This window comes from Candidatus Saccharimonas sp. (assembly GCA_015256915.3).
Classification (GTDB): domain Bacteria; phylum Patescibacteriota; class Saccharimonadia; order Saccharimonadales; family Saccharimonadaceae; genus Nanogingivalis.
On record CP076101.2, the window covers coordinates 248,880 to 274,109 of the forward strand.

The 25,230-nt window shown below is 35.3% G+C and carries 26 protein-coding genes and 2 tRNA genes; 10 read left to right on the forward strand and 18 right to left on the reverse strand.

Going from position 1 to position 25,230, the window contains the following annotated elements:
• Window positions 1-61: 61 nt before the first annotated feature.
• Both HXL38_001285 and topA read right to left on the reverse strand, forming a co-directional pair.
• Window positions 62-1,120 (reverse strand): hypothetical protein, encoded by a 1,059-nt coding sequence (locus HXL38_001285; GenBank protein ID QWB91189.1) that lies wholly within the window; start codon window positions 1,118-1,120, stop codon window positions 62-64.
• Window positions 1,121-1,319: 199 nt separating this feature from the next.
• Window positions 1,320-3,698 carry a type I DNA topoisomerase gene (gene topA / locus HXL38_001290; GenBank protein ID QWB91190.2) on the reverse strand — a complete coding sequence of 793 codons (2,379 nt, stop codon included), beginning with the start codon at window positions 3,696-3,698 and terminating at the stop codon, window positions 1,320-1,322.
• Window positions 3,699-3,919: 221 nt separating this feature from the next.
• Here topA and HXL38_001295 point away from each other — a divergent pair, with 221 nt between their 5' ends.
• Window positions 3,920-5,230, forward strand: a complete 1,311-nt coding sequence (locus HXL38_001295; GenBank protein QWB91191.1) for a glycosyltransferase — start codon at window positions 3,920-3,922, stop codon at window positions 5,228-5,230.
• 1 nt (window position 5,231) lies between these two features.
• Window positions 5,232-6,926, forward strand: coding sequence for an ATP-binding cassette domain-containing protein (locus HXL38_001300; GenBank protein QWB91192.1), 1,695 nt, complete (start codon window positions 5,232-5,234; stop codon window positions 6,924-6,926).
• A gap of 142 nt (window positions 6,927-7,068) precedes the next feature.
• Here HXL38_001300 and HXL38_001305 read toward each other — a convergent pair whose 3' ends face one another.
• The 3 genes from HXL38_001305 to HXL38_001315 are packed head-to-tail and all read right to left on the reverse strand — an operon-like array spanning window position 7,069 to window position 8,563.
• Complete coding sequence (locus HXL38_001305; GenBank protein QWB91193.1) at window positions 7,069-7,320, reverse strand: NrdH-redoxin; 252 nt, start codon at window positions 7,318-7,320, stop codon at window positions 7,069-7,071.
• Window positions 7,321-7,371: 51 nt separating this feature from the next.
• Complete coding sequence (locus HXL38_001310; protein ID QWB91194.1) at window positions 7,372-7,569, reverse strand: hypothetical protein; 198 nt, start codon at window positions 7,567-7,569, stop codon at window positions 7,372-7,374.
• Entirely contained in the window at window positions 7,553-8,563 is a 1,011-nt protein-coding gene (locus tag HXL38_001315; protein ID QWB91195.1) for a tRNA-dihydrouridine synthase family protein, read from the reverse strand. The genes HXL38_001310 and HXL38_001315 overlap by 17 nt, the downstream gene beginning before the upstream one ends.
• Window positions 8,564-8,626: 63 nt before the next feature.
• Between HXL38_001315 and HXL38_001320 the strand changes: the two genes are divergently transcribed.
• Window positions 8,627-9,763, forward strand: a complete 1,137-nt coding sequence (locus tag HXL38_001320; protein ID QWB91196.1) for an AI-2E family transporter — start codon at window positions 8,627-8,629, stop codon at window positions 9,761-9,763.
• Between the two features lie 43 nt (window positions 9,764-9,806).
• On the opposite strand, the gene cysS is transcribed toward HXL38_001320, so the two are convergent.
• From cysS to HXL38_001335, 3 genes are all read right to left on the reverse strand, one after another.
• On the reverse strand, window positions 9,807-11,207 hold the full coding sequence (cysS, locus tag HXL38_001325) for a cysteine--tRNA ligase (GenBank protein QWB91197.1): 1,401 nt from the start codon (window positions 11,205-11,207) through the stop codon (window positions 9,807-9,809).
• Between the two features lie 83 nt (window positions 11,208-11,290).
• Complete coding sequence (rplA, locus tag HXL38_001330; protein QWB91276.1) at window positions 11,291-11,980, reverse strand: 50S ribosomal protein L1; 690 nt, start codon at window positions 11,978-11,980, stop codon at window positions 11,291-11,293.
• A gap of 441 nt (window positions 11,981-12,421) precedes the next feature.
• Window positions 12,422-14,428: a YhgE/Pip domain-containing protein gene (locus HXL38_001335; GenBank protein ID QWB91198.2), complete on the reverse strand. Its 2,007-nt coding sequence runs from the start codon at window positions 14,426-14,428 to the stop codon at window positions 12,422-12,424.
• Between the two features lie 93 nt (window positions 14,429-14,521).
• Between HXL38_001335 and HXL38_001340 the strand changes: the two genes are divergently transcribed.
• The 3 genes from HXL38_001340 (at window position 14,522) to HXL38_001350 (ending at window position 15,706) form a co-directional block, all read left to right on the forward strand.
• Window positions 14,522-14,947 carry a MarR family transcriptional regulator gene (locus HXL38_001340; protein QWB91199.2) on the forward strand — a complete coding sequence of 142 codons (426 nt, stop codon included), beginning with the start codon at window positions 14,522-14,524 and terminating at the stop codon, window positions 14,945-14,947.
• A gap of 75 nt (window positions 14,948-15,022) precedes the next feature.
• A tRNA-Glu gene (locus HXL38_001345) sits at window positions 15,023-15,097 on the forward strand.
• A gap of 255 nt (window positions 15,098-15,352) precedes the next feature.
• Entirely contained in the window at window positions 15,353-15,706 is a 354-nt protein-coding gene (locus HXL38_001350) for a nucleoside triphosphate pyrophosphohydrolase family protein (GenBank protein ID QWB91200.1), read from the forward strand.
• A 465-nt stretch (window positions 15,707-16,171) separates the two neighbouring features.
• Here the strand turns inward: HXL38_001350 and HXL38_001355 are convergent, their stop codons facing one another.
• From HXL38_001355 to HXL38_001380, 6 genes are all read right to left on the reverse strand, one after another.
• Window positions 16,172-17,149 (reverse strand): DHH family phosphoesterase, encoded by a 978-nt coding sequence (locus tag HXL38_001355; protein QWB91201.1) that lies wholly within the window; start codon window positions 17,147-17,149, stop codon window positions 16,172-16,174.
• Window positions 17,149-17,766: a recombination mediator RecR gene (gene recR / locus HXL38_001360; GenBank protein QWB91202.1), complete on the reverse strand. Its 618-nt coding sequence runs from the start codon at window positions 17,764-17,766 to the stop codon at window positions 17,149-17,151. The genes HXL38_001355 and recR overlap by 1 nt, the downstream gene beginning before the upstream one ends.
• 18 nt (window positions 17,767-17,784) lie before the next feature.
• Window positions 17,785-18,081: a YbaB/EbfC family nucleoid-associated protein gene (locus tag HXL38_001365; protein QWB91203.1), complete on the reverse strand. Its 297-nt coding sequence runs from the start codon at window positions 18,079-18,081 to the stop codon at window positions 17,785-17,787.
• A 57-nt stretch (window positions 18,082-18,138) separates the two neighbouring features.
• On the reverse strand, window positions 18,139-19,566 hold the full coding sequence (locus HXL38_001370; GenBank protein QWB91204.2) for a glycosyltransferase family 39 protein: 1,428 nt from the start codon (window positions 19,564-19,566) through the stop codon (window positions 18,139-18,141).
• Between the two features lie 33 nt (window positions 19,567-19,599).
• The gene (dprA, locus tag HXL38_001375) at window positions 19,600-20,460 is read right to left on the reverse strand and encodes a DNA-processing protein DprA (protein QWB91205.1); all 861 of its coding nucleotides are present in this window, start codon (window positions 20,458-20,460) and stop codon (window positions 19,600-19,602) included.
• Window positions 20,461-20,951: 491 nt separating this feature from the next.
• The gene (locus HXL38_001380) at window positions 20,952-21,470 is read right to left on the reverse strand and encodes a hypothetical protein (protein QWB91206.1); all 519 of its coding nucleotides are present in this window, start codon (window positions 21,468-21,470) and stop codon (window positions 20,952-20,954) included.
• Window positions 21,471-21,704: 234 nt separating this feature from the next.
• Between HXL38_001380 and HXL38_001385 the strand changes: the two genes are divergently transcribed.
• Window positions 21,705-22,217, forward strand: a complete 513-nt coding sequence (locus HXL38_001385; GenBank protein QWB91207.1) for a type II secretion system GspH family protein — start codon at window positions 21,705-21,707, stop codon at window positions 22,215-22,217.
• Between the two features lie 45 nt (window positions 22,218-22,262).
• Here HXL38_001385 and HXL38_001390 read toward each other — a convergent pair whose 3' ends face one another.
• The 4 genes from HXL38_001390 to HXL38_001405 all read right to left on the reverse strand — a co-directional run bounded on the left by HXL38_001390 (window position 22,263) and on the right by HXL38_001405 (window position 23,768).
• Complete coding sequence (locus HXL38_001390; protein ID QWB91208.1) at window positions 22,263-22,505, reverse strand: hypothetical protein; 243 nt, start codon at window positions 22,503-22,505, stop codon at window positions 22,263-22,265.
• On the reverse strand, window positions 22,495-22,827 hold the full coding sequence (locus HXL38_001395; GenBank protein QWB91209.1) for a hypothetical protein: 333 nt from the start codon (window positions 22,825-22,827) through the stop codon (window positions 22,495-22,497). Before HXL38_001395 ends, HXL38_001390 begins: the two co-directional genes overlap by 11 nt.
• Before the next feature lie 105 nt (window positions 22,828-22,932).
• Complete coding sequence (locus HXL38_001400; protein QWB91210.1) at window positions 22,933-23,283, reverse strand: hypothetical protein; 351 nt, start codon at window positions 23,281-23,283, stop codon at window positions 22,933-22,935.
• A gap of 128 nt (window positions 23,284-23,411) precedes the next feature.
• Window positions 23,412-23,768 carry a hypothetical protein gene (locus HXL38_001405; GenBank protein QWB91211.1) on the reverse strand — a complete coding sequence of 119 codons (357 nt, stop codon included), beginning with the start codon at window positions 23,766-23,768 and terminating at the stop codon, window positions 23,412-23,414.
• Between the two features lie 141 nt (window positions 23,769-23,909).
• On the opposite strand from HXL38_001405, the gene HXL38_001410 reads away from it, so the two are divergent.
• The 3 genes from HXL38_001410 (at window position 23,910) to HXL38_001420 (ending at window position 25,202) form a co-directional block, all read left to right on the forward strand.
• Window positions 23,910-23,984 (forward strand) — tRNA-Gln (locus HXL38_001410).
• 351 nt (window positions 23,985-24,335) lie between these two features.
• Window positions 24,336-24,695: a hypothetical protein gene (locus tag HXL38_001415; protein ID QWB91212.1), complete on the forward strand. Its 360-nt coding sequence runs from the start codon at window positions 24,336-24,338 to the stop codon at window positions 24,693-24,695.
• A 69-nt stretch (window positions 24,696-24,764) separates the two neighbouring features.
• Window positions 24,765-25,202, forward strand: coding sequence for a hypothetical protein (locus HXL38_001420; GenBank protein QWB91213.1), 438 nt, complete (start codon window positions 24,765-24,767; stop codon window positions 25,200-25,202).
• Window positions 25,203-25,230 lie beyond the last annotated feature (28 nt).

Genomic DNA, 25,230 nt, shown 5'->3' on the forward strand with positions numbered 1-25,230 from the left:
GTTATGCTTTTTGGTTTTTCGAAAATAAAATCCGCCCAAATTTTTGAGCGAATTTTAGTTTTTAGGCGAGTTCAGCTAAAGTGTAAGTTGCTTTTGCTACGCGCTTGAACTCTTTTTTGCTTTGAAGGTTTAATAAAACGGTTGTCTCTTTAACTTTGCGTTTTTCAAGCACGCGTTTTACAATTTCATCTCGGTAAAGTGGTTCGCCCGCCTCCTTAAGAACCGCCGTAATTATATCGGCCACAGTTCCACGTTTGAAACCCCAAGTGTCGAGTGCATAAATTCCACGGCCAATCAAAACAAAACGTTTATCTTTAATTAGTTCGTTATGAATTGCCTGAGTTGTAACCGCTTTTCGGCTAAAGTCACTCTTTCGAATTTCTTCAGCAATTTCTGAGAAATGCATTGGCTTTTTTTGGCTTTCTAAAATCACAAAAATTTTGTCACGAATATTTTTTGGATTCACCGCTGGCCATTTTTCAAGACCCCAAAGCCCGTTTAAGGTTGCAAGTAATTTTGAAACACTGGCGATTGCGCTAATTTGGCTTGGATGTTCATAGCTTAATTGCTCGTCTAGCTGCTCTAAGGTCACTGGACTTTTATTCTTTTTGATGATATTGACAATTTCATCGATTGATTTTTTAATCTTTCGTTCATCACCATATTCTGCGTTAGCGATTGCGCTGTTGTATTTATCGTTTTCTTGGACTAAAACTAATTTTGAACTAATTTCAGCAATAAATAAAAAGTTAAAAATTTGCTGATCGCTCGACTCAGATTCAATAGTTTTTTCAACAAGGTTTTTAGTTTTCGAAATTCTCCCAACTTCAGCAAGATTTCGAATTATAGTTTTTTCGATTTCAGCAAGATGTTCGATACTTCCCTTTTCTGCAGCAATTTTTAATCTAATGAGTGCGGCTTTTTCGAGTTGACGAACTCGCTCACGAGTAATATCAAGCCTTTCGCCAATTTGTTCGAGAGTTTCTTTTTTCTCGCCGAGCCCAAAGCGGCGGTTGATAATTTCACGTTCTCGCGGTTGGTCAATAACTTGTAAAGCATTCGAAATAACCGTTTGAATCAACTGGATTTTTTCATTCTGAGTCTGAGTTTCTTGTTCCATAATTTCCTTGATTAAAATTAATACTTTATAAAAACCAAGTATTATTTTTCAATAACACTTGAGTATTGTCAATACCATTTATCTCTTCTTTATTTATATTATACCACAAAATTGTAAAAAACAACAAAAAATGACATAAAAATTTATTTTTTAAAATTTTATGTCATTATGCTTGTGTTTATAGTTGAAATATTAAATGCTATTTTTTTGATTTTGTAGTTTTTGAAACAGCTTTCTTGGTTGTTTTTGAAGCTGTTTTTTGTTTCGCTATCTTTTTGACGGTTGATTTTTTACCAGATTTTTGAGATTTTGCAACTTCAATTAATTCACTAGCTTGTTTATCGGTAATTTTCTCAATGTCTAAATCTTTTGGCAGAATTGCTTTAATTTTGTTATCGGTAATATATTTTCTTCCGAATCCACCGCGAGAAATTGTAATTCCGTTTTCGAATTTCTTTAAAATCCGCTTTTCATCAGCCTTTAGTTTTTCTTCATAAAGCATCTGTGCTTCAGTTTCGGTAATTTCGAAAGGAGACATTGGCTTAATACTCACAAAAGTATTTTCAATTTTAATATATGGGCCATATTGGCCAATATTGGCTGTAATTTCTTTACCGTTGGTAGTTTTACCAACTTTTCGTGGCAAAAGGAACATTTTTAAAGCACTTTCGAGCGAGACGGTCTCGATTTTTTCGCCAGCTGGCATTGGTGCAAATTTAACTTCTTCGCCCTCAACTTTATTGTCGCCAAGCTGAATCATCGGACCAAAACGACCAAATCGTGCAAAAACTTTTCGCCCAGTTTTTGGATCGACTCCAATTTCACGGGCGGGTGCTACAGTGTTACGATCAATTTCGCCTGAATCCATAATTAATTTATGAAATGGTTTATAGAAATCGTCAAGTACTTCAAGACGATCTTCCTCGCCTAAAGCAATTTTATCGAAGTCATTCTCGAGGTTTGCTGTCCAACCATAATCAACAACTTGATTAAAATAATCGTTTAGGAAATCACTTAAAACCTCGCCGCTAGCAGTTGGAAGCAGTTTTCCTTTGGTTGAACCGGTTTTTTCTTGAACAACTTTGCGGTTAATTTTGTTTTTCGAAAGTGAAATTTGAATCACATCGCGTGGATTTCCTTCGCCTTCACCTTTCAGAGCGTAACCACGAGCCTGAATCGTATCCAGAATCGTAGCATATGTTGATGGGCGGCCGATTCCTAAATCTTCGAGTTTTTTAACAAGAGAACCTTCACTGTAGCGTGCCGGTGGTCGTGAAAAAACTTCTTTTGCGATGATTTCATTAAAATTCAAACTATCACCACTTGTAAGCTCTGGTAAGAATTCATCTTTCTTTCCGTTTGAATAAACTTTTAAAAATCCGTCAAAAACAACCACTTCACCTTTAGCTTCAAAATAATTTTCTTGACCATAAATTTCAATTTTGATAGTGGTTTTTTCGATTTGCGCTGGTGTCATTTGGCTAGCAAGTGTTCGGTTTCGAATCAGCGTATAAATCTTTTGTAGATCTTGGCTGGTTGAAACTTTTTCATTTGCTATTACGGTTGGCCGAATTGCTTCGTGCGCTTCTTGCGCTGCGGCCGATTTCGTGGCAAAAATGCGTGCTTTGTGATATTTTTCACCGAAAGTTTTCTTAATAAATTCTTCACTAGATTTAATTGCAAATCCACTCAAATTTACACTATCGGTTCGCATGTAGGTAATTTTTCCAGATTGATAGAGCTTTTGTGCGGCAGCCATTGTACTTTTGGCTGAAAATCCAATCCGTGCGTTAGCTTCTTGCTGAAGGGTTGAAGTGGTAAAAGGCGCACTTGGGTTGCGAGTTCCGGGAGTTTTTGAAATATTTGCCACTTTAAAATTCGCATTTTTTAAGCTTTCAAGGAAATCAGTGGCAGCTTTTTCACTTTCGAATTTTTTATTAAGCTCAGCTTTTAAGATTTCACCTGAGCTCGGAACAAAAAACTCCCCAGTAATTTTGAACGAACTTTTTGCGCCAAATTTTTCAATTTCGCGCTCTCGCTCCACGAGTAATCTAACTGCTGGGCTCTGCACGCGGCCAGCACTTTTGCCGCCAGGAACTTTTCTCCACACAACAGGACTCAGATCAAAACCAACTAGCCAGTCTAAAGTTTGGCGAGTTTGTTGAGCTTCGACCATTTTCATGTCAATTTTTCGTGGATTTTTAATTGCCTCTTCAATTGCATTTTTAGTAATTTCGTGAAAAACAATTCGCTTGGTAGTTTTTGGATTTAATTTTAAAACCTCGCAAAGGTGCCACGCAATCGCTTCTCCTTCGCGGTCTTCATCGGTTGCAAGCCAAACTTCTTTAGCAGCCTTAACGGCTTTCCTGAGTTCACTGACTACTTTTTTCTTGCCTGGGTCAACTTCAAAAGTGATTTTATATTTATTATTTGTTTCGATTGGTCGCCCGCCGTCTTTATTTTTCTTGGCAATCTGGCGAATATGCCCAACGCTGGACATCACTGTGAAATCTTTGCCGAGATATTTTTCGATAGTTTTAGCCTTGGCGGGGCTCTCTACGATTACTAAATTCTTCATAAGCTTAATTTATTTTAACACTTTCAAAGTTTTTCTGCAAATTTTAAAATTAATAATTTGGCAGAATTTCAGATTTTTTATAAATTTAATTAAAAATAAAAATATAAGTTAATTGCAATACTTCCACACACCTAACTAGAAACGATTAAAAGTTGTTTTGAATTTTTAAGCATAACTAATTTGGTTTGAAATCTGCTGCGAAATCTGATATAATCAAGCTTATGAAAATTGCAATTGCATCTGATTTATTCTGGCCGATGATTAACGGAATTTCGGTCTTTTCGAAAAATTTAGCCGAACAAATGACAGCTCGTGGCCACGAAGTTGTTGTTTTTGCTCCAAGCCAGACTGGTGAATATTATATCGAAGAAATCGACGGCTACCGCGTAGTTCGTTTAAGCTCGACCAACTTCCCCTTTTACCCAAATCAAACTGAAACTCTTCCTGAGCCACGCAAAATTGCTGGTGGCCGAATTACTATTCCGCGAATTTATCTTCATAATGGTTATCGACTTTCACTTTTGCCAATCCGTGAAATCCGCAAATTTTGCAAAGAAAATAATTTTATGCCAGATGTTTCACATATTCAATTGCAACTTTTTGTGGGTCAGGCGATGATTGATTTTTCACGAAAACATAATATTCCAGTGGTAATCACTAATCATTCTAGCCCTGAGAATCTATTTGATAATTTAAAGATGCTTGCGCCGCTATCGCCGATTATCAATCGCACAGTTTTGCTTTATACCAAACGCTTTGCGCTTCAAGCAGACTATGCTACGATGCCAACTCAGCAAGCAATTGAAAGGCATTTTCGAAATCCAGAAAAAGCCAAAATGCCGATTGAAGCTGTTTCAAATGGTATTGATTTAAGCCGATTTACTCCTGAAAAACCGCCAAAAGAATTTTTTGAAAAATTTAATTTGCCACAAAACTCACCAATTGTAATGAATATTGGTCGTGTTGATGCTGAAAAGCACATTTCAACATTGATTTTAGCGTTTAATGAAGTGTTAAAAAATAACAAAAAAGCCCAGCTAATTATTGTTGGCGACGGCACTGATCGCCCGAATCTTGAGAATTTGGTTTATAAATTAGGAATTTCAGAAAATGTTCGCTTCATGGGCACGCAACTTGGTGAAGATTTAGTGAATTTTCACCGTGCAGCTAGCGTGTTTGTGTCAGCCAGCCCAACTGAAACTCAAGGAATTGTTTTTCTTGAGGCTGCGGCCTGCGGTAAACCCGTGATTGGTGTTGATGTTGGTGCGGTTAAAGAAATTTGCCAAGATGGCGTGAATGGATTTTTGTGTGAAACTGATAATGTTGAACAAATTGCTGGAAGCATTTTAAAAATTTTAAACGATAGAAAGCTTGCGGCAGATTTTTCAAAAACTGGACTTGAAATTATTAAAAAACACGATTTGAATTTTACAATTTCAAAATTTGAAGAAATTTATAATTTTGTGATCGAAAAGAAAAAACAAGAACCACGAAATTGGTTCGAAAAACTCTCGCGAAAATTAAAGAAATAATATGATTCTTAGTGTAGAAATTACTGAAAAATCTTTTGGCAACAAACAGCTTCTTCAGAACGTAAAATTTAGCATCGATGAAGGCGAAAAAGTTGGTTTAATTGGGCGAAATGGAATTGGTAAGTCAACGCTCTTCTCGGTTCTGCTTGGCCGAGACCAAGATTTTTCAGGTAAAGTGATTTTTCGAAAAGGTTCAGTCATTGCCAGTACGCAACAGGAATATTCCAGTGTTGGTGAACAGACCGTGCTAAATTTTATTTTGAATGATCTGCCGGAATATGCTCATCTTTCGAAACTTTTGCGTGAACTTCCTGAAAAAATGGGCGAAAATATGGAGCTGATCGAAAAATACACTGATGCTCTAAATCGCTTTCAAGAGAAAAATTTCCACTTTATTGAAGATAAAATTAAAGCCGAACTTCGCGATTTTGGCCTCGGTGGTTTTGAGAATCGGCAAATGAAAACACTTTCGGGCGGTCAGAAGCGCTTAGTTGATACGATTAAAATTATCCATTCGAAAACTGATTTGGCGCTTGTTGATGAGCCGACTAACTTTATGGATTCGCACGCCAAAAATCGTTTTTTAAACTGGATGAATAATTCTAACGAAGCGGTTTTAGTGATTACGCACGACCGTGATGTGCTTTCGAGAGTTGATAGAATCATCGAAATTCGTGACGGTAAAACTTATATTTTTAAAGGAAATTATGACGATTATTTGCGGGCGAATATGTTTTCGACGACTAATCAAATTCAAGATTTTGAAAGTATTCAGCGCCGAATTGCGAATTTGAAAGATAAAGTTCGTGAATATCAACGGATGAAGGAAAAGGCTCGTGATCCGAGTACAATTCAACGGTTTAAGCGGCTCGAAAATAAATCGCGCGAAGAGCTCGCGGATCTGGAGCTGATTAAAAAACCAAGTTTTTGGATTGATCAAGCAAATGTTGAAAACCTAGATTTTAAGGCGGCGAAATCTTATCAAAAATTTAAGGCCAAAAATGTTAAAATTGGTATTAAAAATGAAGAAACGCGTTCGGTGCGAAGTTTGGTGTGGGCAGAAAATCTTGCGCTCGGCTATGGTTCGCTTGAAGACGCGCTTGAAAATAAAAATGGCGCAAAAATTCTTTTTGAAAATGTAAATTTTGATTTAAAAGTTGGTGGTATTTTAGAGATTTTTGGTCGAAATGGTGTTGGAAAAACCAGCTTAATTAAAACGATTTTTGGCGCAGAAAATGAAAAAGCGGAAATCTACGATGGTAAGATTTTTCTTGATGAATCCGCGAGAGTTGGAATTTATAGCCAAGAAATTGGTTCTGAATTTTTCGAAATGAATCTAAAAGATGCAATTGAAAAAATCTACCTTGACCAAAATATTTCAATCACGGAGGAAAAAATTTACCGAATTTTGCACCAATATCTCTTTTCTACTGAAGATTTCGAAACGCCTATTCGCGAGCTTTCTGGTGGACAAAAGGCACGTTTTCAGCTGATTAAAATGCTTTCGAATGAGCCGCAAATTTTGATTTTAGATGAGCCAACTTCGCATTTGGATCTACCAAGTATTGAAGAGCTCGAACGGGCTTTGAAGAATTATTCGGGCGCGATTATTTTTGTGAGCCATGATGATTATTTTCGAAAAGTAATGAAATCTACCGAAAAGGATTTTCAGACTGTAGAAATTCGCGGAAATTAAAAGTAGAAGTAGCTATTACTTTAGTTTATGCTTTCTGAAAAATCTTCTGAATCTTTTTTACTTTATAATGATATGAGTTTTTCAGTGAATATTAAAAATAAAAAGTAGCGAAAGTTCAATCATTCGCTACAATTTTTTTCAGTTAAAATCGTTTAATATCAAGTAATTTCGAAAGCTTTGCGCGATCAAAACCGAGTACAATTTCGCCATTTATATCTGTTACTGGCACACCACGGAATTCCCCGCCCATTTTTGCAAGGAGCTCATCGCGAGCTTCAGCATCTTCTTCAATATCTTTAGCTTCAAATTTTACACCGTTGTGTTCAAGCCAGTCTTTTTCAGCTGAGCAAAATCCGCACCAGCTTGTTGAGTAAACAATAACTTTTTTATCCATAAATATAGTTTAGCATAAAAAGCTTAAAAAATCATTAAAATTTACAAAATATTAAATTTTCTTGGTTAAATACCAGCCACCATCTAAATCTTGATAAACTTTAAGTTCAAGTGAAACATCCATTGTCATCAAATAATCCGCAGCTTTTTCGGCTTCGAACTTTGAAGTATATCTCTTCTTTTTTGAGCTTGAAAGCTGCATTTCGAAACGTTCAAACTTCACTTTCTGTTTATTATTTTTGCGTGGCATTTCTAAAATCCTTTAAAATTTCACGAACTTCACTAACAGTTTTAGTTTCCATTAGTTTTGCCCGAAGTTCACTCGCGCCAGCAAATTCTCGCACATAAATTTTAAAAAATCGCTTTAAAGGCTCAAAACGGCGTTTTTCAAGCTCTCGAGAATATTTTTCGAATAAATCAAGCTGAAGTTCGAGCAGGTCTAAATAATCGCTTGAAGTTCGAGCAGTTTCTGGCGGATTTTTTTCAAAACAAAATGGATTTTCGAAAACGCCACGGCCGATCATAATTCCATCAATTTTTGGGAATTTTCGCCAAAGTTCCAATCCTTGCTCGCGAGTTTTAATGTCGCCATTAATTTGAATTAGGGTTTCTGGTGCAATTTCATCGCGTAGTGCTAATATTTCAGGAATCAATTCGAAATGTGCTGGAACTTTACTCATTTCTTTCTTCGTTCGGAGATGAATAGTTAAAACTGAAATTTCTTGTTCAAGTAAAAAATTGAGCCAACCTCTCCACTCCACCACTTTAGAAAAACCAAGTCGCGTTTTTACCGAAATTGGCAAACCGCTAGCTTTTGCGTTTTTGATGATTTTAGCGGCAAGCTCAGGGTTTCGAATCAAATCACTTCCGCCACCACTTTTAATTACGGCTTTATCTGGGCAACCCATATTGATATCAATCGCTTGATAGCCAAGCTCTGGCAGTTTTTCGCACATAAATTTAATATCGTCTGGTCGTGAGCCCCAAATTTGAGCAATAATTGGTTGCTCATCTGGTGTGAAAGTTAGTCGCCCGCGTGTACTATGGATTCCTTTTGGGCTGGCGAAACTTGAAGAATTAGTGAATTCGGTATAAAAAATATCAGGTCGTGCCGCTTTTGAAACTACATGTCGAAAAACTACATCAGTCACAGCTTCCATTGGCGCTAACGAGAAAAATGGTAGTTTTTTACCGTTTTCTTCGCCAGTTGATTCAATAATTTTATTCCAAAATTCACTTTTCATAGATAATAGTATAACACAAAAACTAACTTTCGAAAACTTAAAAAATATGATATAATTATTTTTATGAAAGTTAAAATTGAAATCGATACAAAAACACTAATTCGCTTTTGGCTGGTGATTTTTGGTTTTATTATTTTTGCAGGATTAATTTGGGTTGCAAAAGACGTTCTAATTATGATAATAATTGCGGCCTTTTTGGCCCTTGCTCTAAATGATCCAGTAGCAAGAATTACAAAAATTTTACCCGGTTCAAATAAAAACCGCGTAGCGGCGACTGCAGTTGCATATCTTACAATTGTTCTAATTTTGGGTGCGTTAATTTCACTTCTTACGCCGATTATCGCTGACCAAGTTAAACATTTTTCGAAAGATTTACCGCAAATTGTGAAAAATTATACCGGCGAGGAATCTGGAATCCGCAGATTTATTGTTGAAAACCATCTTGAAGGAATGATTTCGCAAGCAGTTGATTCAATTACGCGATCAATTAATTCTTCGGTTTCAAAGCTAGGTGACTTCTTCTTCGGAAGTATTGCATCAATTGTTGGTTGGCTTATTTCTCTGTTTATGATTCTTGCGATGGCGTTTCTAATGCTCGTTGAAGGACCAGACTTAATAGATAAAATCTTTAAAGTTTTTTATACCGATAAAACGCTCGAAAAAGATCACCGCAGAATTCTTTCACGAATGTATGGAACAGTTTCAGGCTATGTTTCGAGCATTGTTACAATTTGTTCAATTAGTGCAACTTGCGGTTCGATTGCAACGGCGATTTTAGCATTAATTTTTGGATTACCAATCGCTTTAGTTCCACCAATTGCAGTTTTACTCTTCATTTTCGGAATGATTCCTATGGTTGGCGCTACAATTGCTGGGTTACTTTCTGCCGTTATTTTAGGACTAAATGCCCCGACTGCGGGATTGTTCTTCCTAATTTACTTCTTAATTTATCAACAAGTTGAGAATAATGTAATCTCCCCAATGATTCAAGCTCGAAATAATCAGCTCTCGGCACTAATAATTTTTGTTGCACTTACAATTGGTGTTTACGCTTTTGGTCTACTTGGGGCGCTCCTTGCAATTCCTTTAGCGGCTTGTATAAAAATTCTTGTTCAAGAACAATTGAAATCTCGAAAACGCCGTACGCGTGAAGAAAACTCGGAAAAATTTGTTGAACTTCTTAAGAAAATTGGCAATTAAAAATAACTAATAAAATCAGCCTCAAATTCGAAGGCTGATTTTATTAGTTATATTCCCAAAAACTCTTTTTCGGCGTATCTCGTAAAACAATATTTTTCGAAAGCAATTCATCGCGAATTTTGTCACTTTTCACCCAATCTTTTTCAGTACGAGCGGCATTTCTTTCGATAATCTTCTGTTTAATTTCGTCTGGAATATCTGGCGTTGAACCAAGCAGATTTAGCCCCAAAAGATCGTCTATAAATTCTAAAAGTTCAATTAGATTTTGGTGATTTAGTTTTTCAGGGTTTGCTTTAATTATTTCACTAAAAACTTCATCAATTTTTGCTAAAGCTTTTGGCGTGTCGAGATTTTCATTAATTTCTTCAAGAATTGCATTTTTAGCAGCAAGGCTTGGAATTTCCCCTTCGCTTCCTTTAATTTGCCAACGCATATTTGCAATATTCTGCCAATTCTTGAGCCGATTCTTAGCTGCTTGCAGGCTTTCAAAATTAAAGTTGCTTTCGGTTTGATATTGGCTTTGTAAAACAAACATTTTAAAATCTATTGGCGAAAATCCGCGAGATTTCAGTTCTTCAAGGTTAAAGCCATTACCAAGTGATTTCGAAATTTTCTGCCCTTCACTTTTCATATGATTGCAATGCAGCCAATAATTCGAAAAAGTCTTGCCTGTGAAGGTTTCACTTTGAGCAATCTCGTCTGTGTGATGAACTGGGATATGGTCAATTCCGCCAGTGTGAATATCGATCGTTTCACCTAAAGTATTAATCGCAATAGCCGAGCATTCCAGATGCCAACCAGGGAAACCCATCCTTCCATAAAATTCCCATTCCATGTCGCGTTTTTGGTCTTCTGGCGACCATTTCCAAAGTGCAAAATCGCTTAAATTTCGCTTCTCAGGGTTGAAATTTACGCGTGCGCCAGCTTTTAAATTATCTAAATCAAGATGTGCAAAATTGGCGTAACGAGGGAATTTTGCTGTATCGAAATAAATTCCATCACTGGTCTCATAGGTAAAACCTTTTTTTGAAAGTTCTTCAATAATTTTAATTTGTTCAGGAATAAAATCGGTAGCTTTTGAAAGATTCTCGGGTTTAACTAAATGGAGTTCTCGCATTCCATTCAAAAATTCTGCCGTATAAAATTCAGCAACTTCCCAAGCTGTTTTTCCTTCTCGCCTTGCGCCTTTTTCTAGCTTGTCTTCGCCATCATCTTCATCGCTAACTAAATGTCCAACATCAGTAATATTCATCGTGCGAGTAACATTATAGCCGTTTAAACGCAAAGTTCGAACTAGAATATCCCAATAGATAAATGCTACCCAGTTGCCAATGTGTGGGCTGGCGTAAACTGTTGGCCCACAAGTGTAAATTTTAACATTTTTTGGGTTTATTGGGTGAAATTCTTCAAGTTTTCGATTTGGCGTATTGTAGAATTTTAGCATATTGAAACTATTATATCAGATTTAGCTTTCGAAATCAAAAAGAAAAACCCGCCGAACGGGCGAGCTTTTCGAAAGGCTTAAAATTAAGCAATTGGATTTTCGGTTTTAATGCTTGGACCTTGTGAGGTTGCGATTGAAACGCTTTTCACGTAAGCACCTTTGATTGAAGATGGCTTTTGTGAAGCAAGACTATCAAAGAATGCTTTTGCATTTTCTTCAAGTTTTTCTGCTCCGAATGAAACTTTACCAATTGAAAGGTGAACGATTGCTTGCTTGTCTACGCGGTATTCAACCTTACCGGCTTTAGCTTCAGAAACGGCTTTTGCCACGTCAGCGGCAACAGTTCCAGCTTTTGGATTTGGCATTAGTCCGCGTGGACCAAGAAGTCGTGCATATTTACCAAGTTTTGGCATATATGCTGGAGTTGCGATAAGAACATCGAAATTCAATTCTTCTTTGTCAAGTTGTTTTAGGAATTCTTCATCACCAACAATATTTGCGCCAGCATCTTTTGCAGTTTTGTGCTCATTTTCTGGAGCAAACACAGCAACTTTCACATCTTTACCTGTTCCGTTTGGTAGAATAACTGTTGAACGAATATTTTGGTCAGCTTGTCGTGGGTCAACACCGAGTCGAGCGTGAATTTCAACTGAAGCGTCAAATTTAGCTGGGTTAGTTTCTGTTGCAAGTTTAAGAGCTTCGTTTAGGTTGTAAACAGTATCTTTTTCAACTTTTTTAGCAGCTTCTTGGTATTTTTTACCTCGTCGTTCAATTCGTGGTCGTGTAATTGGTTTTGGACCTTTTTTAACAACTGCTTCAGAACCATCAAGTGGAGTTGTGTCACCAGCAGCTTTTCGAGCTTCTTTTGCTTCTTTTTCAGCAACTTCCTCGGCGTGTTTTTTGCTTCGTTTTCCGCTTTTTGCGAATTTTTCTTCAGCAATTTCTTCGACAACTTCTTCTAATGCTTCTATAGTTTCAACCGCTTCAACAATTTCTTCTGCGATCTCAGCAGCTTTAACACCTTTGATTGCTTCGTTAATTTGAGCGATTGTCATTTTTTCAGAAACTTCAAGCCCAAGAGCTTTAGCTTCTTCTATAAGATCGGCTTTTTTCTTTGCCATTTTCTTATCCTTTCTGTGGTAATAACGGCTTGCGCCTCCCAACATTGATTATTAACCTTTTAATTATAACAATTTTTTGAGAAAAAGTCAAAACTAAATTTTATTACTAGAAAGAGTTTTGTTTTCGTTAGAGCTCATTTTAACATAATATGCCAATAAGCTTATAATACTGAAAATTAAACCAAAAATAATTAAACTAAAGATGGAGCTTTCGAAAATTGGTTGAGACAATCCGCCTAATATTGCTTGCCTGAAAGCTGTTAGTGAATAGTAAAGTGGCATAAATGGCGCCATGTTTTGGAAAATTTGAGGTGTTGTTACAATTGGGAACATTCCTCCGCTACTTGCAAGCTGTAAAATCATGAAAACTATTGAGGCGAACTGACCAACTCTGCCGAAAGCAAACATTAATGCATGAACAATCAAAAGGAATGAAAATGCCGAAACATAAGAATTCAAAACAAAAGAATTTATATCCGCAGGCGAAATATTGAATATCCCACTAAAAATAATTGTGAGAACTAAAGTTTCAGCTCCAGCAAAGCCAGCCATAATCCCTACCCTTGAAAGCCACCATTTAAATGCTGAACGATTCTTTTTTGGCTTATTTTGGATTGGAAACGCAATATTAAACGAAATCGCCCCAACAAACAAACCTAATGCGATGAAATATGGAGCCATTGCTTTTCCGTATGTTGCATCTCCAGAATTATTTGAAATTTCACTTTTAACAGGTGTTGCGATATTTTTAGCAGACTCATCTGAGAAATTGATTTTCGAAAGTTTTTCTGCGCCGGATGAAAGTTGCGAAGTCAATAGATTTGAACCATCTTGTAGTTTTGCAGCGCCGGAATTTAGTGTGTTTATTCCTGAATTTAAAGTGTTAATTCCGCCCAAAAGTTGAGCTGTACTTTCAGTGATTTTTTGTTCATTAGTTTTGAGTTCGTTCATTTTTGTTGAGAAAGTTGCAACTCCGGTTGAAAGCTGTTTTTCGCCCGCTAGAATTAAATTATGCGAATTTTGTATTTTGCGTGAATTTTGCGCCAAGCTTTGTGCGGCTGGAACAATTTTTTGCGAAAATTGCGTTTGTAAGTTTTGCGATTTTTTAGCATTTTTTTGGACATCAGCGGTAATATTCTTTACTGAATCCGCCAGTTTATTGGCAAAATCTTTAATATTCTGATCACTAGTTTGTTCAGCTAAAATACGCATTTCTTCCACTTTTTGATTTAATTCCGATAAGTGTTCACTTTGATTTTTTGCGTCAGAATTGTCGCTTATTGCAGAGTTTAGTGTGCTTAAACCATTCGAAAATTCTTCACTTTTGGCTGAAAAATCTTGTAATCCCTTTTGTAAGTTTTCGCTATTTTGGCTTAAGAGATTGGTTTTGTTTGAAATTTCAGTTGCACTAAAAGCAAGTTTATCGCTCGCTTCGGCCATTTTCTGGTTTGCTGAATTTAATTTTTCTGCGCCATTTTTTAGTTTTATAACTCCAGAATTTGCCGAATTTAAACCATTCTCTAAACTACCAATCCCGTTTGAGATTTGTTCTGAACCGTTCGCTGCTTTCGAAAAACCATTTTGAACATTTGAAAGTTGAGAGAGTAAAATCTTACTGTAGTTTTCACTAATTTTCACTCGAACCTGTTCGCTCAGTTTTTGTGCGGCGTTGGTTGAAATCACTTCGCCAGATTTACTTTTTGAAACATTTGTCTTAAATGAAATATTCACTTTTTGTGGATTTTCTCCCAAAAAACTAACTGAATTTTTCGAAAAATCTTTTGGAATATATACAATCATGAAAGTATCGCCATCAGTCAAATCTTTCTCAGCTGTTTTTAAATCCGTAAACTGCCAGTTTAAAGTTCTTGATTGCTTAAGATTGTCACTAATTTTGTTGCCAAGTTCAATATTTTGACCATTAAAAATGACAGGTTCATCTTCGTTTACTACTGATATCTTTAGATTTTCGATTTTTGAATAAGGATCCCAGATTGATGCCAAAAAAGTTCCAGCATAAATAACAGGAATAAAACTTACTATAAATAAAGTGGCTAGAAGCACACGATTTTGCTTTATTTTTCTAAAATATTTCTTCATCTTCCTCCTAATAAAATAGTTGTATTTGTCAATGATTACTCTATTGTATAAAATATTGTTGTAAAAGTCAACAATATTTGGTATACTTATTTTATGGAAGAAAAGATTCTTGATTTATTGCAAAAAATTAATACAATTTATCGCTCGGCACAAAAATATGCAACACGCGAGCTTTCTAAAAATGATATTTCGGCTATTGAGGCTGCAATTTTAACCAAAATTTATAATTCTTCTGCTCCGCAAGATGAAATCTCTAAAGAAATTGGTGTTGATAAGGCCTATATTTCGCGAGTTTTAGTTAAAATGGAAGAGAAAAAATTAATTTTAAAGAAAAACTCACAGAAAGATAAGCGAATTCGTGAAATTGAAATTACAAAACTAGGTAAAGAAAAGCTAAACATTCGGCAGCAAATTCTAGTTAAATGGTGTGAAGAAACCTTTGGTGATATTTCTTTAAAAGAACTGAATCTATTAACCGAAGCGATTGAGATTATCTCAAATAAGGCAAATGAAAAGTGACCCTAAAATACAATAGTTTTTGTTTTGAAAACTATAATTGACTTTTTTGGTTGAATTTGGTAAAATTATAACATTGGCCTCATCGTCTAACGGTTAGGACACAAGGTTCTCATCCTTGCAATCGGGGTTCGATTCCCCGTGAGGTCACCAGAACGAGAATTAACTGCTTCATGTAAACGAAGCAGTTTTTTTTAGATCCCCGCATTCGTACAATTCTGCAAGGATATTTTTGTTGTTCCAATTGAGATGATTACTCTACGATTTAAAAAGATAGGAAGGAATAATGGATGCATATAAAGCAGAAAATGGAATTTTAAAAATAATAATATAAAGAACGATATAGATTTTATCGACGGTAAATGTTATTATAAAGGTAAAGAATTTGAGATAAAATAAGGAGTGATAATGAATTTTAATGAATACCAAAATCAAGCTGTCCAAACAGATGTTGCACATGGCGCTACTACCAAATCTGCTCGCTACAATGGCTATATGGAAAAAGCTCTCGGGTTGGCTGGCGAAACTGGTGAAGTTTTAGAAATAATTAAGAAAATAATTCGAGACAAAGGCGGAGTTTTTGAAATTGCACAGGAAGACCGTGAGAAGCTTAGAAAAGAGCTTGGCGATGTTTTATGGTATCTTTCTGCCCTAGCCTTTTATAACGATATCAGGCTTGAAGATATCGCAAAAACTAATCTTGAAAAATTAGCTAGCCGACAACGGCGAGATAAGATTCATGGTAGTGGGGACGATCGATAATAAATATGCAAACTAACTATAATATTCAAAATAACAACTTCGGGTGCTATTTTGAATAGTTAAGATTAACTAGTACTTGTAGATTTCTAGTCTATAGTCAATAAAGGCAATATAAAACACGCTATTAGATTCGGAATATACCACTATTAACCTATAACTGGTGTCATAGAATCGCAAAATATCAACATGTTTAATATCATTACTAAAATATTCATACGGTGGTTTTTTCTTGAGTTGACTTACTAATATCTGTTAAATATCAATTGTTCTACGATCGGTTGACTATAAATCGCTATATGATATAGCACTCTATCCGCCAATTCTTCCAGTTAGAGCTTTAGCCTCTTAATATTTTTTACCATCTCATCTAGTCAAAATTTTTTATGAACTTAACTGAAATAAAAAGCTTAATCAATAGATTAAAAAATTATTTATCGATAATCTTAGTTAAGCTTTATATATTTTTTAGCCCAGAATTTTCCAGCAGCAATTAATTAATTCTTGCAAAGTTTCATCATAATTCTCATAAATTCGAAAGCCTGCAGCATAAGCGTGACCGCCACCACCAAAATAGCCAGCGATATCGGCCGCAACTGGTGAATTCGTGCGAATTTTCCCTGTCAATTTACCATCTGGGTAGGTTTTTATAGCCACGCAAGCTTCTACACCTTCAACCATTCGCATTTCATCAATCACCAAAACACTTGGGTTATACTTATCAGAGTATTCTTTAATCTCGCTCCATGGAATATGTACAACTGCTAATTTTCCATCTAAAAAATATTCAATTCGCTGAATTAGTTCTCCCTTATATTTTAAAATTTCAGGTGCTTTTTTCGAAAGTTCACGGCGATCCTCTTCAAGTTTGGCTGAATTTGCGCCAAGTTTTGTTAATTCGCCCGCAACTTCAAAAGTTCTGGCTGAAGTATTGCTCGTTGAAAGCCCAAGCGTGTCGCTAAAAATTGCTCCAAGTAAATTTTGTGCAGCGTTTTCATTAATTTTCCAGTGATTTGCTTTTGCAATTTCGAAAATTAATTCACCTGCTGAGCTAGCCTCTTCTAAAATTAATTCGTGTTTAAAAAACAAATCTGGTGTTGCATCGGTATGGTGATCAATAACTAAAACTGGCGTTTTTTCAAGCAAGTTTTTATAAAGCGGGTCCTCAATTATTTTTGACAGTAGAATACTACTGGTTGTATCAACAATGATAAAAAGGTCAAATTTTTCATAAATTGAACTCTCCACTCTATCCCAGCCCTTAAAATATCGCAAATATTTAGGGATATCAACTGGACAGAAAAGTTTAACTTCTTTGCCTAACTTGCTTAAAATTTCTTCTAATCCTAAAGCTGACCCTAAACTATCGCCATCAGGGTTTTCAGCCTGAATAACGCAAATTTTTTCTGCATTTTCAACTATTTTTTTTGTATTTTCGAAATTCATTAAATTGCCTTTCGTCCTTCTAAAGCATGACTCAAAGTGATCTGGTCGGCATACTCCAAGTCAACACCTACTGGTAGACCGCGTGCAAGTCGTGAAATTATTAAGTTTTCGAAGCCTTTTTCGCGTAAATAATTCTGAATATAAAGTGCTGTGCTTTCGCCTTCAACGCTAGCGTTTGTTGCAATAATTATCTCTTGAACTTTATCTTTCAAAATTCTTTCAGCAAGCTCACGAATATGTAATTGATCGGGTGTGATTCCGTTAATTGGCGAAATAACCCCACCTAAAACATGGTAGGTTCCGTTAAAATGCTTTGTTTTTTCAAGGGCGATAATGTCTAGAGGCTCCTCAACAACCGCAATTAGTTTTTTATTGCGAGTTTCATCAGCATAAAGTGGTGAAATTTCTTCATCTTTTGAAATCAATGCAAAAGTTATAGGGCAGCTTTTAACATTTTTATGTAAATTTAAAAGACTATCGGCAATTTTTTTACTTATAGTAGCATTATTTTTTAGTAAATAGTAAGCATAGCGTTCGGCTGTTCGCGAGCCGACGCCAGGGAGCTTGCCGAGATTTTCGATAGTTTCAGTTAATGCTTGAGGTAGAATTTGTGACATTTTTCTCTTTCGAAAAGATTAAAGTCCCAAGTTTCCCAAACCGCCCATTAAAGGTTGCATTTTTTCAGCTGCAACTTTTTGAGCTTCTTCTAAGCCATCACGAATCGCAATTTGAATCCAATGTTCAAGTTCTTCAGTGTCTTCAAAATCAATCAATTCTGGGTTGAGTTTTACACTTTTCACTTTTAGCTCACCGGTAAACTGAATTACAACTGCACCCTCACCAGCTTCGACTTCAATAATCTCTTTTTTAAGTTCTTTTTGCGCTTTCTGTAGTTCGCGAACCATTTTCATTTGGTCTTTAATTCCTGCCATAATTCCTCCATTTAAAATAATTTACTCTTCTAATTTTATCAAAAAAATGTTTGAAAATCAACCTCGCCGCAAAACATAAAATCTATCAGCATTATATTTACGGTTTGAAACTAAAATTCTTTTTATGCTATAATTTACTGGAATTTTTACATTTTGGTAGGCTTCTTTCGAGAGAATTACTTCAGAATCTTCAAATTTATTTTTTACTTTTACCCTTCCTTGACGCTCAAGTGTTTTATAGAAATCTTCTTCATTTTTCGAAACCATTAAAATGCGGTTTGAATCTGTTTTCTCAAGTAAAATATCTAAATCTTGACTAAAAGCGGCGAGTGGTTGTGGCGAATACCGATAACTTAAAGCAAAAACTGAAAGATTGGTAATTAATAGATTGAAAACAAAAATTGAAATTGGAATCAACCCAAAAATTCGAGCATAAGGGTTTTTTGGAAAAAGCGCATACCAAGTATTGATTAAACCTTGGAGTCCTGTAATCGTTAAAATTAAAATTGGTGTAAAAAGAATTGTGATTGTTGTGGGGTTAATAATACAAACTAAAAGTAGAATGGTTGTCCAGATATTGATTAAATAGCTTTTTGCGGAATGTTTTGCGATAAATGTAAAATATAGCCCGATTGCGACTAAAATTGAAGTTGCTGGGTTGATTATTGGCGAAATCATTCCGTTACTGATTGGATTTGAAAAGCCAAAAAGTGCTAAAACCAAGCTTTTGATATTTTCGAAAAGTTTTAACGAGTTTGGAATTCCAAAAATTATCTTCAAGATTGAAAAATCGAAAAAGATCGAAACTAAAAGTGGTGAAGTTATTGTTAAAAATAATATTAGCGCCGCGATTTTTTGGTAATTTGGCAATTTTTTAATAATAAACCGTAAATGTGGATGTACTAAAATTGTAATTAAAAATGCTAATGTGATGTAAGAGCTGAGCGGCGTGTAAAAACTAAGCCCTAAAATTGAAATTAAAGTGAAAATTTGGTGTTTTTTTGGCTCTTTTATAAACTCCATTCCGCTCCAAATTAGCAAAATTGGGTAAAAAATATAAAGAATTTCGCTCGTTCCGTTTTGAGCAATAAAGAAAAACTGGCTCGATGTGATTGCGATAATAGAAGCTAAAATAGAGGCACGTTTCGAAAACCACATTCCTGATATTTTTGTTATGAAAAATATCGAGCATAGAGAAATAAAAACTGATGGCAATTTAATTGCAAAATTACTTAAACCAAAAATATCAATGCTAGTTTTTTGCAAAAATCTAAATGGAAAATCTAGAATGTTCTTCGAAAAAATACTTGAAAAGTTTAAGTTCATTGAACTTTTAGCGCTCTCAATTTCACCGGCGGTTAATCCATTTGGCGCAAAAAATAAAGTATAGATAATTATTGCAAGATAGCTGAGTGATAAAATCCCAACTCCAATTTGGTAACGAAATTTATAGATCCAAAAATCGCTAATTTTTAAGTTTTTCATTCTTTTTAGTATATCACATTTCTTTTTAAAAATCTACTTCAAGCTCCAAATATTTCCACCATTGTTTGAGATTAACCCTTTAATTTCGAGCATTGTTGCAGCTTGATTAAAGTTGCTCACAGAAAGCCCAGATTGCTTAATTATAGAATCGCTAGCTGTTGTGCCATTTTTTGAAAGAATTTCGAGAATTACGTTTTCGGCCGGCGTGTCACCCTGGAAGAGCTTGGTTTGTTTTTCGAAACGGTCTGGAATTAAAAAATCGAGCAGATCTTCTATTGAAATTAAAGGATTTGCACCATTTTTAATAAGCTGATTGCAGCCCGCTGAAAGTGGTGAGGTAATATTCCCGGGAACAGCAAAAACTTCTTTTCCTTGGTCAAGAGCATGATTTGCAGTCGAGAGGGTTCCGCTACGCGAGGCGGCTTCAATAATAACTACGGCATCAGCAAGACCTGAAACAATTCTGTTGCGTGCCAAAAACTGCCAAGGTTGGGCTGGTGTTCCGTTTGGATATTCACTTAAAATGACTCCATTGTTTTCAAGAATTCTTTGCCCTAAGGCTTCATGTGAACGTGGATAAATTTTATCAACACCATTTGCAAGAACTGCCAGAGTGATTCCACCACTATCAAGAGCCGCCCGATGCGCAACCGAGTCAATACCTAAAGCCAAACCGCTCACAACCACAATACCGTTTTTCGCACATTCGCTGGCAATTTTGGTTGCAACTTCTTTACCATAAGCGCTAGGCTTGCGAGTTCCTACGATTGCTACGGTTTTAATCCTTTTTGGAGGTAACTGCCCTCGCATAAAAAGCTGCTTTGGTGGGTCTGGAATATGTTGTAAATCTTTTAAATAATCTAATGATGTAGGTTTAATTTTAATAATTTCCATAAAATTCTAAAATATTGTTGACATTATTGTAAGTTTATGATAATATATAAATATTGATAAAATAATTTAAAAATTTGTCAATGAAACTTAAATCTATTGTTATAGTGTGCAATATATTCTTAATAATTCTTTGTCCCTCCTTTATATACTATAAGAATTATAAATATTGCACATGGTAACCTCTTTGACCGGCGAGCCCTTTGTTGAATTTTGGTGGGTTTTCAGCTTCGAATTTTTCGAGCCTTAGCGGGTGCGTCGAAGAGATAAAAAACCGTCTAAGCGATGCCCACCCGTGCTTAGGCGGTTTTTTATGTTATAATATTAAAATATCTATTACTTTTGTCAATGTGCTTAAGGTTAATAATTAACACACCTATTTTAACATAAGCGATTATATTTAACAAGTTTTCGAAAAAATAAATAAATTAAAAATCGTGCGACCTCGCAATAGTTTCGCACGATTTTTAACTAATATAAATCTCTCAAATTTTTTAGAATGAAGCCTCTACCGCTGCCCAAGTGGTGTCGGTGTTGTCTTCTGGGATGATGATTGTGACCTGGTCGCCAACTTGAAGGCGGAAATAAGTCACGCTTGCAAGCAGAATTTTATATTCATTTCCACCCGCTTCAACGAAGAACGAACCATCGTGATTGATGAGCGTTCCAATAATTTGTTTTCGCGGAACCGGACCAATTTGCTTATAAATAAACCCACCATCTTCATTAATTGTAAGCTTCAGAATATCGCCCTCCACAAGCTTTGATTTCGAAGCATAATTCGCTGGAACTGGGTAATTTTTACCATCTGGACCAATCATAGTTTGACCATCGAAAACACCTTCAATAACTTTGCCATGAGGGCTTTCGATGATGGAATTACTTGGAGCTGTCACGGTGTTATCTTCACCGCTAATGCTTATTAGTAATTCTTTGGCTGCAGCAAGATTAGTTTCCGCTTCTTGAATCAAGCTTTTTAGCCGTTTTACTTGTTTTTCTGGTAATTCAGACATATTCCTCGCATTTTCCTTGTCTGTTTTCTTTTGATATTATCTTTTAAATTCTATCACGAATTAACCTAAAAGTCAATATTTTTATATAATTTTAAGCTAATTTTAAGTTTTCCACAATTTTTAATCTGTTAAATGTAGGATGTTGTAATTTTTACAGAAATGCTTATGTTTATTTTTAATAACGTTTATCGATATTGCATTGACTTTTCAAGACAATAGTTATAATATGAAAATATGAATAAGCATAAACTAAATAAAGGTTTTACGATCATTGAAGTCGTTTTGGTTCTTGCGATTGTGGGATTAATTTTTCTTGCTGTTTTTTTAGCTCTTCCCGCTCTTCAACGCAATCAACGAGATACACAACGTAAAAACGATATGTCACGGTTTAAGGCCGCTTATCATCAATATCGCGCAAACAATAAAGGTTCAAAAATTGGCGGAGTATTCAACGGTGAGTCTATGAGTAAACTTCCAAATTGGGATAATTTCATTAATGAATATCTTCGAAAAGGTAATGACACTTTTCGTGATCCTCTTGGTGAAGATTATTTCGTTCAGGAGGGGTTGTGGGATTATGCTCGAGCTGGAGGGGTTGGAACAGGTGTTATTACTATTAAAGATGGCCATGTTTGCGACTATAGTTCTAATAAGCCAATCAACCAAAGAATTGTTAGTGGAAATGGTCAAACTGCAAGGATTTGGCTTGAATCTGGTGAGGTTTATTGCTTAGATTTACTTAACTAACATTTTCTTGAAGAATTAATAAAACCCTCCAATGAGGGTTTTCGATTAATAGGGTTTCCAATTATGTTTGTAGATTGTCAACGAATTGCCAATTATGTCGACCTCGTAGACTTCCCCCGCACTCTCAAAAAGAAAGTGCGTTTTATTTTTATTGGCTCCGATTCGGCAATATTCTTGGATGTAGGCACAGAGGTTTGGGGCTTCTCCTTTATCAAAGCTTCCTGAAGGGTTTTCTTTTGTTAGTTTTCTCAGCTCTTTTAAAGCTCTTCCGCTAATATTATAGCTCATTTTCTTCCTCCTCCTCTATTTTTGTAACTTCAATTGTATTTTCTTCAAGAAATTCAACGCTAAATTTTCGATTTTTCGAATACTGAAAACTATCGAAAATATCAAAACCGGTAATTTTTTTCTTACCGAAAGATTTTCGAATTTGTGATAATTCTTCAAAAACTTCTTTTCGAATTGGATTTTTTTCGTCCTCAACTAAAACCGTTCCCGTGCGATTTGACTCATTGATTGCGTTTAAGTCTTGCATAAGTTTATCGCTGTCGTCATCATAAAGAAGTTCATCGCCAGCAGAAGTACGAAAAACAAAATTATAAAAAGCCATAATTAATTCCTCTTTCTAATGTGCTACTCAAACGAGCGCTTTTAATATTATACAACTTTTTTAAAGAAAAATCAAGACTAAAAAAATCCCCGCAAAATTGCGAGGTTATGACGGCCAGAGTTTTTTGACTTCTGTGCTTTCGCCGCTGCGGCAAAAAATTTCGAAATTATAATCTTCATTCGAATCTTGTATAATTTGATAGTAATACGCCATATCGTTGATGTCTTGCATTTCGAAAGTATCGAAAATTTCTTCCATCAGCACCATTTCGTTACTAAAAATTCTACCGCCAGCCGTTATTTTAAGGGAATCTTTTCCATTAAGGAGCGTTTTGAGATTTTTCACGATTTGCTCCGCAGATTTACCCTTAATCTCAATAGATTTAGCTTTTGCGATTTCTGCCGAAAGCTGTTTTTCGCTTACGGCTTCATCGACTACTTTAATGAAAATATTCATAATGTGCCTCCATAAGCTACAAATTTCGGCGGACCGATGAGCTTATTGTTTAAATTTTATAACAAGATTTTTTAAAATGCAAGCTTGAGCTTAATAAAAAAGCCGCAAATGCGACTTTGTATGAAGGATTACGTTAGAAATGGTGGTATCTCAAGTTCTTCTTGAGAATTACGCGGTATTTTGATATTTTCTTCAATCCGATGTGGAATTTCTTCATCGTGTAATATTTTTACGACTTTGAAATTCCCATCAACCAACAAGCATATTTGAATAATCTCTTTTCTTGAGATAAATCGGTTAGGAGATTCACCTCTAAGATAAACAATTTCCGCTGATCCGTGAATTTCAACAATCTCTTTATCTAGATCGTAGACTGCTTTTGGTGAAATATAAATCGCTTTATTTCCATCAGCTTCGAGCCTCACTGGTGTTCCAGTTGTTATTGCTCGAAGTAGTTCTTCCTGTAAGAAAAATTGTTGATTCATTTTCTGAATCCTCCTCTAAATAAAAGTTCTAGGCAAAAGCTCAGACAATTAAACTATAGCAGAAAATATAAGTTTTGTCAATAAAAGGCTTTCGAAAAGCTCTTGAAAAGCATTATTTTTTTTGATATAATTGAAAAGTATTGGGATGTCGCCAAGTGGTAAGGCAGCGGGTTCTGGTCCCGCCATTCGGGGGTTCGAATCCCTCCATCCCAGCCAAAGTAAAAACATGAGTTAATGCGCTCATGTTTTTTCTTTGGTGAAAAAACATAAAAAGAGGCTCACTTCCAGCTTGGTGAGTCTCTTTTTATTGTTCCGATCGAGGCAATTTCTGTATAAATTACCTCCGAGGATTAATAAAACCGCGTAAAAAATACATACTTTAACAATCTGGCATTATTTAACAGAAGTCTTCCCTTTCGAAAGCAGGCTAATCAATAATAATTTAGAGCTTAAGCAATTATACTAGGAAACTTCAAAACATAACCTTTAGTGGGCGATTCGAGCTGGATATTGGAGATCCACCCGACCATACTTCAGTTCAAACCGCTCACTAAAAAGGAACAAATTATGCAAAATACTAACGAAACCGAGTTTGAAAAAGAGCTTGAAAAAATCAAGAACTCTAAAATTGAACTCAAACCAATAAAACAAAAACAAGGAGAAAATAAAATGAAAAATATTAAGAAATTTAACTGGAAAAAATTAATCGAAACAACTAAAACAATTGTCATTTATACAGCGGTTATTGCTGGTTTAGCCTTCTACTTCGGTATGAAACAAGGTGAAGCTAATACAAAAGTAAATAATGACAAATTAGTTGAGGCAATTCAAAATTTCAGTTCTCAGCTCCAGTGCTGTTTTCTTAACTTTTTCTGCCATATTTCCTCTTTAAATTTACTATTACAAATTTATATTACTAGTAAATAACCTAGTTAATGTAGTTGATTTTAAAAGCTAAAAGATATAAAATCTAAATATAAGAAAGGTATTTATATTATGAATTTTATAGATAAACTAAGAATTAAAAACCTAAATATGCGCCAATATGTTTTAGGTAACTACGACGGCGACTTCGAAGGAATAGAAGAAATAGTCGCTAAAGCTCGCCTTAAAATTACTTATAATGGTGGCGTAGAACTCCAATTTTCATATGGTTCAGCTTTTAAATATGAAACTGTACAGACTTTTTCTTGGGAAGAGATTAAAGGCTTCGATTATCGCCAAATTAAAGATTCTGCGGGTAAAAAGACTAAATATATTTTCGAAAACATGCTTTACACCACAAAAGGAACCCTAGTATTAAGGGGTGAATATACTAAAGGTGGTAAAATGGGTTCAAATGCTTACACTTATGATGGTTTGCTAATGGCTGCTACTAGCGCTAAGAATCGAATTAATGCTTGCTTGAAATTACATAAAAAATACGCCGACTAAACTATTTCTCAATATAAATTAAATGAAA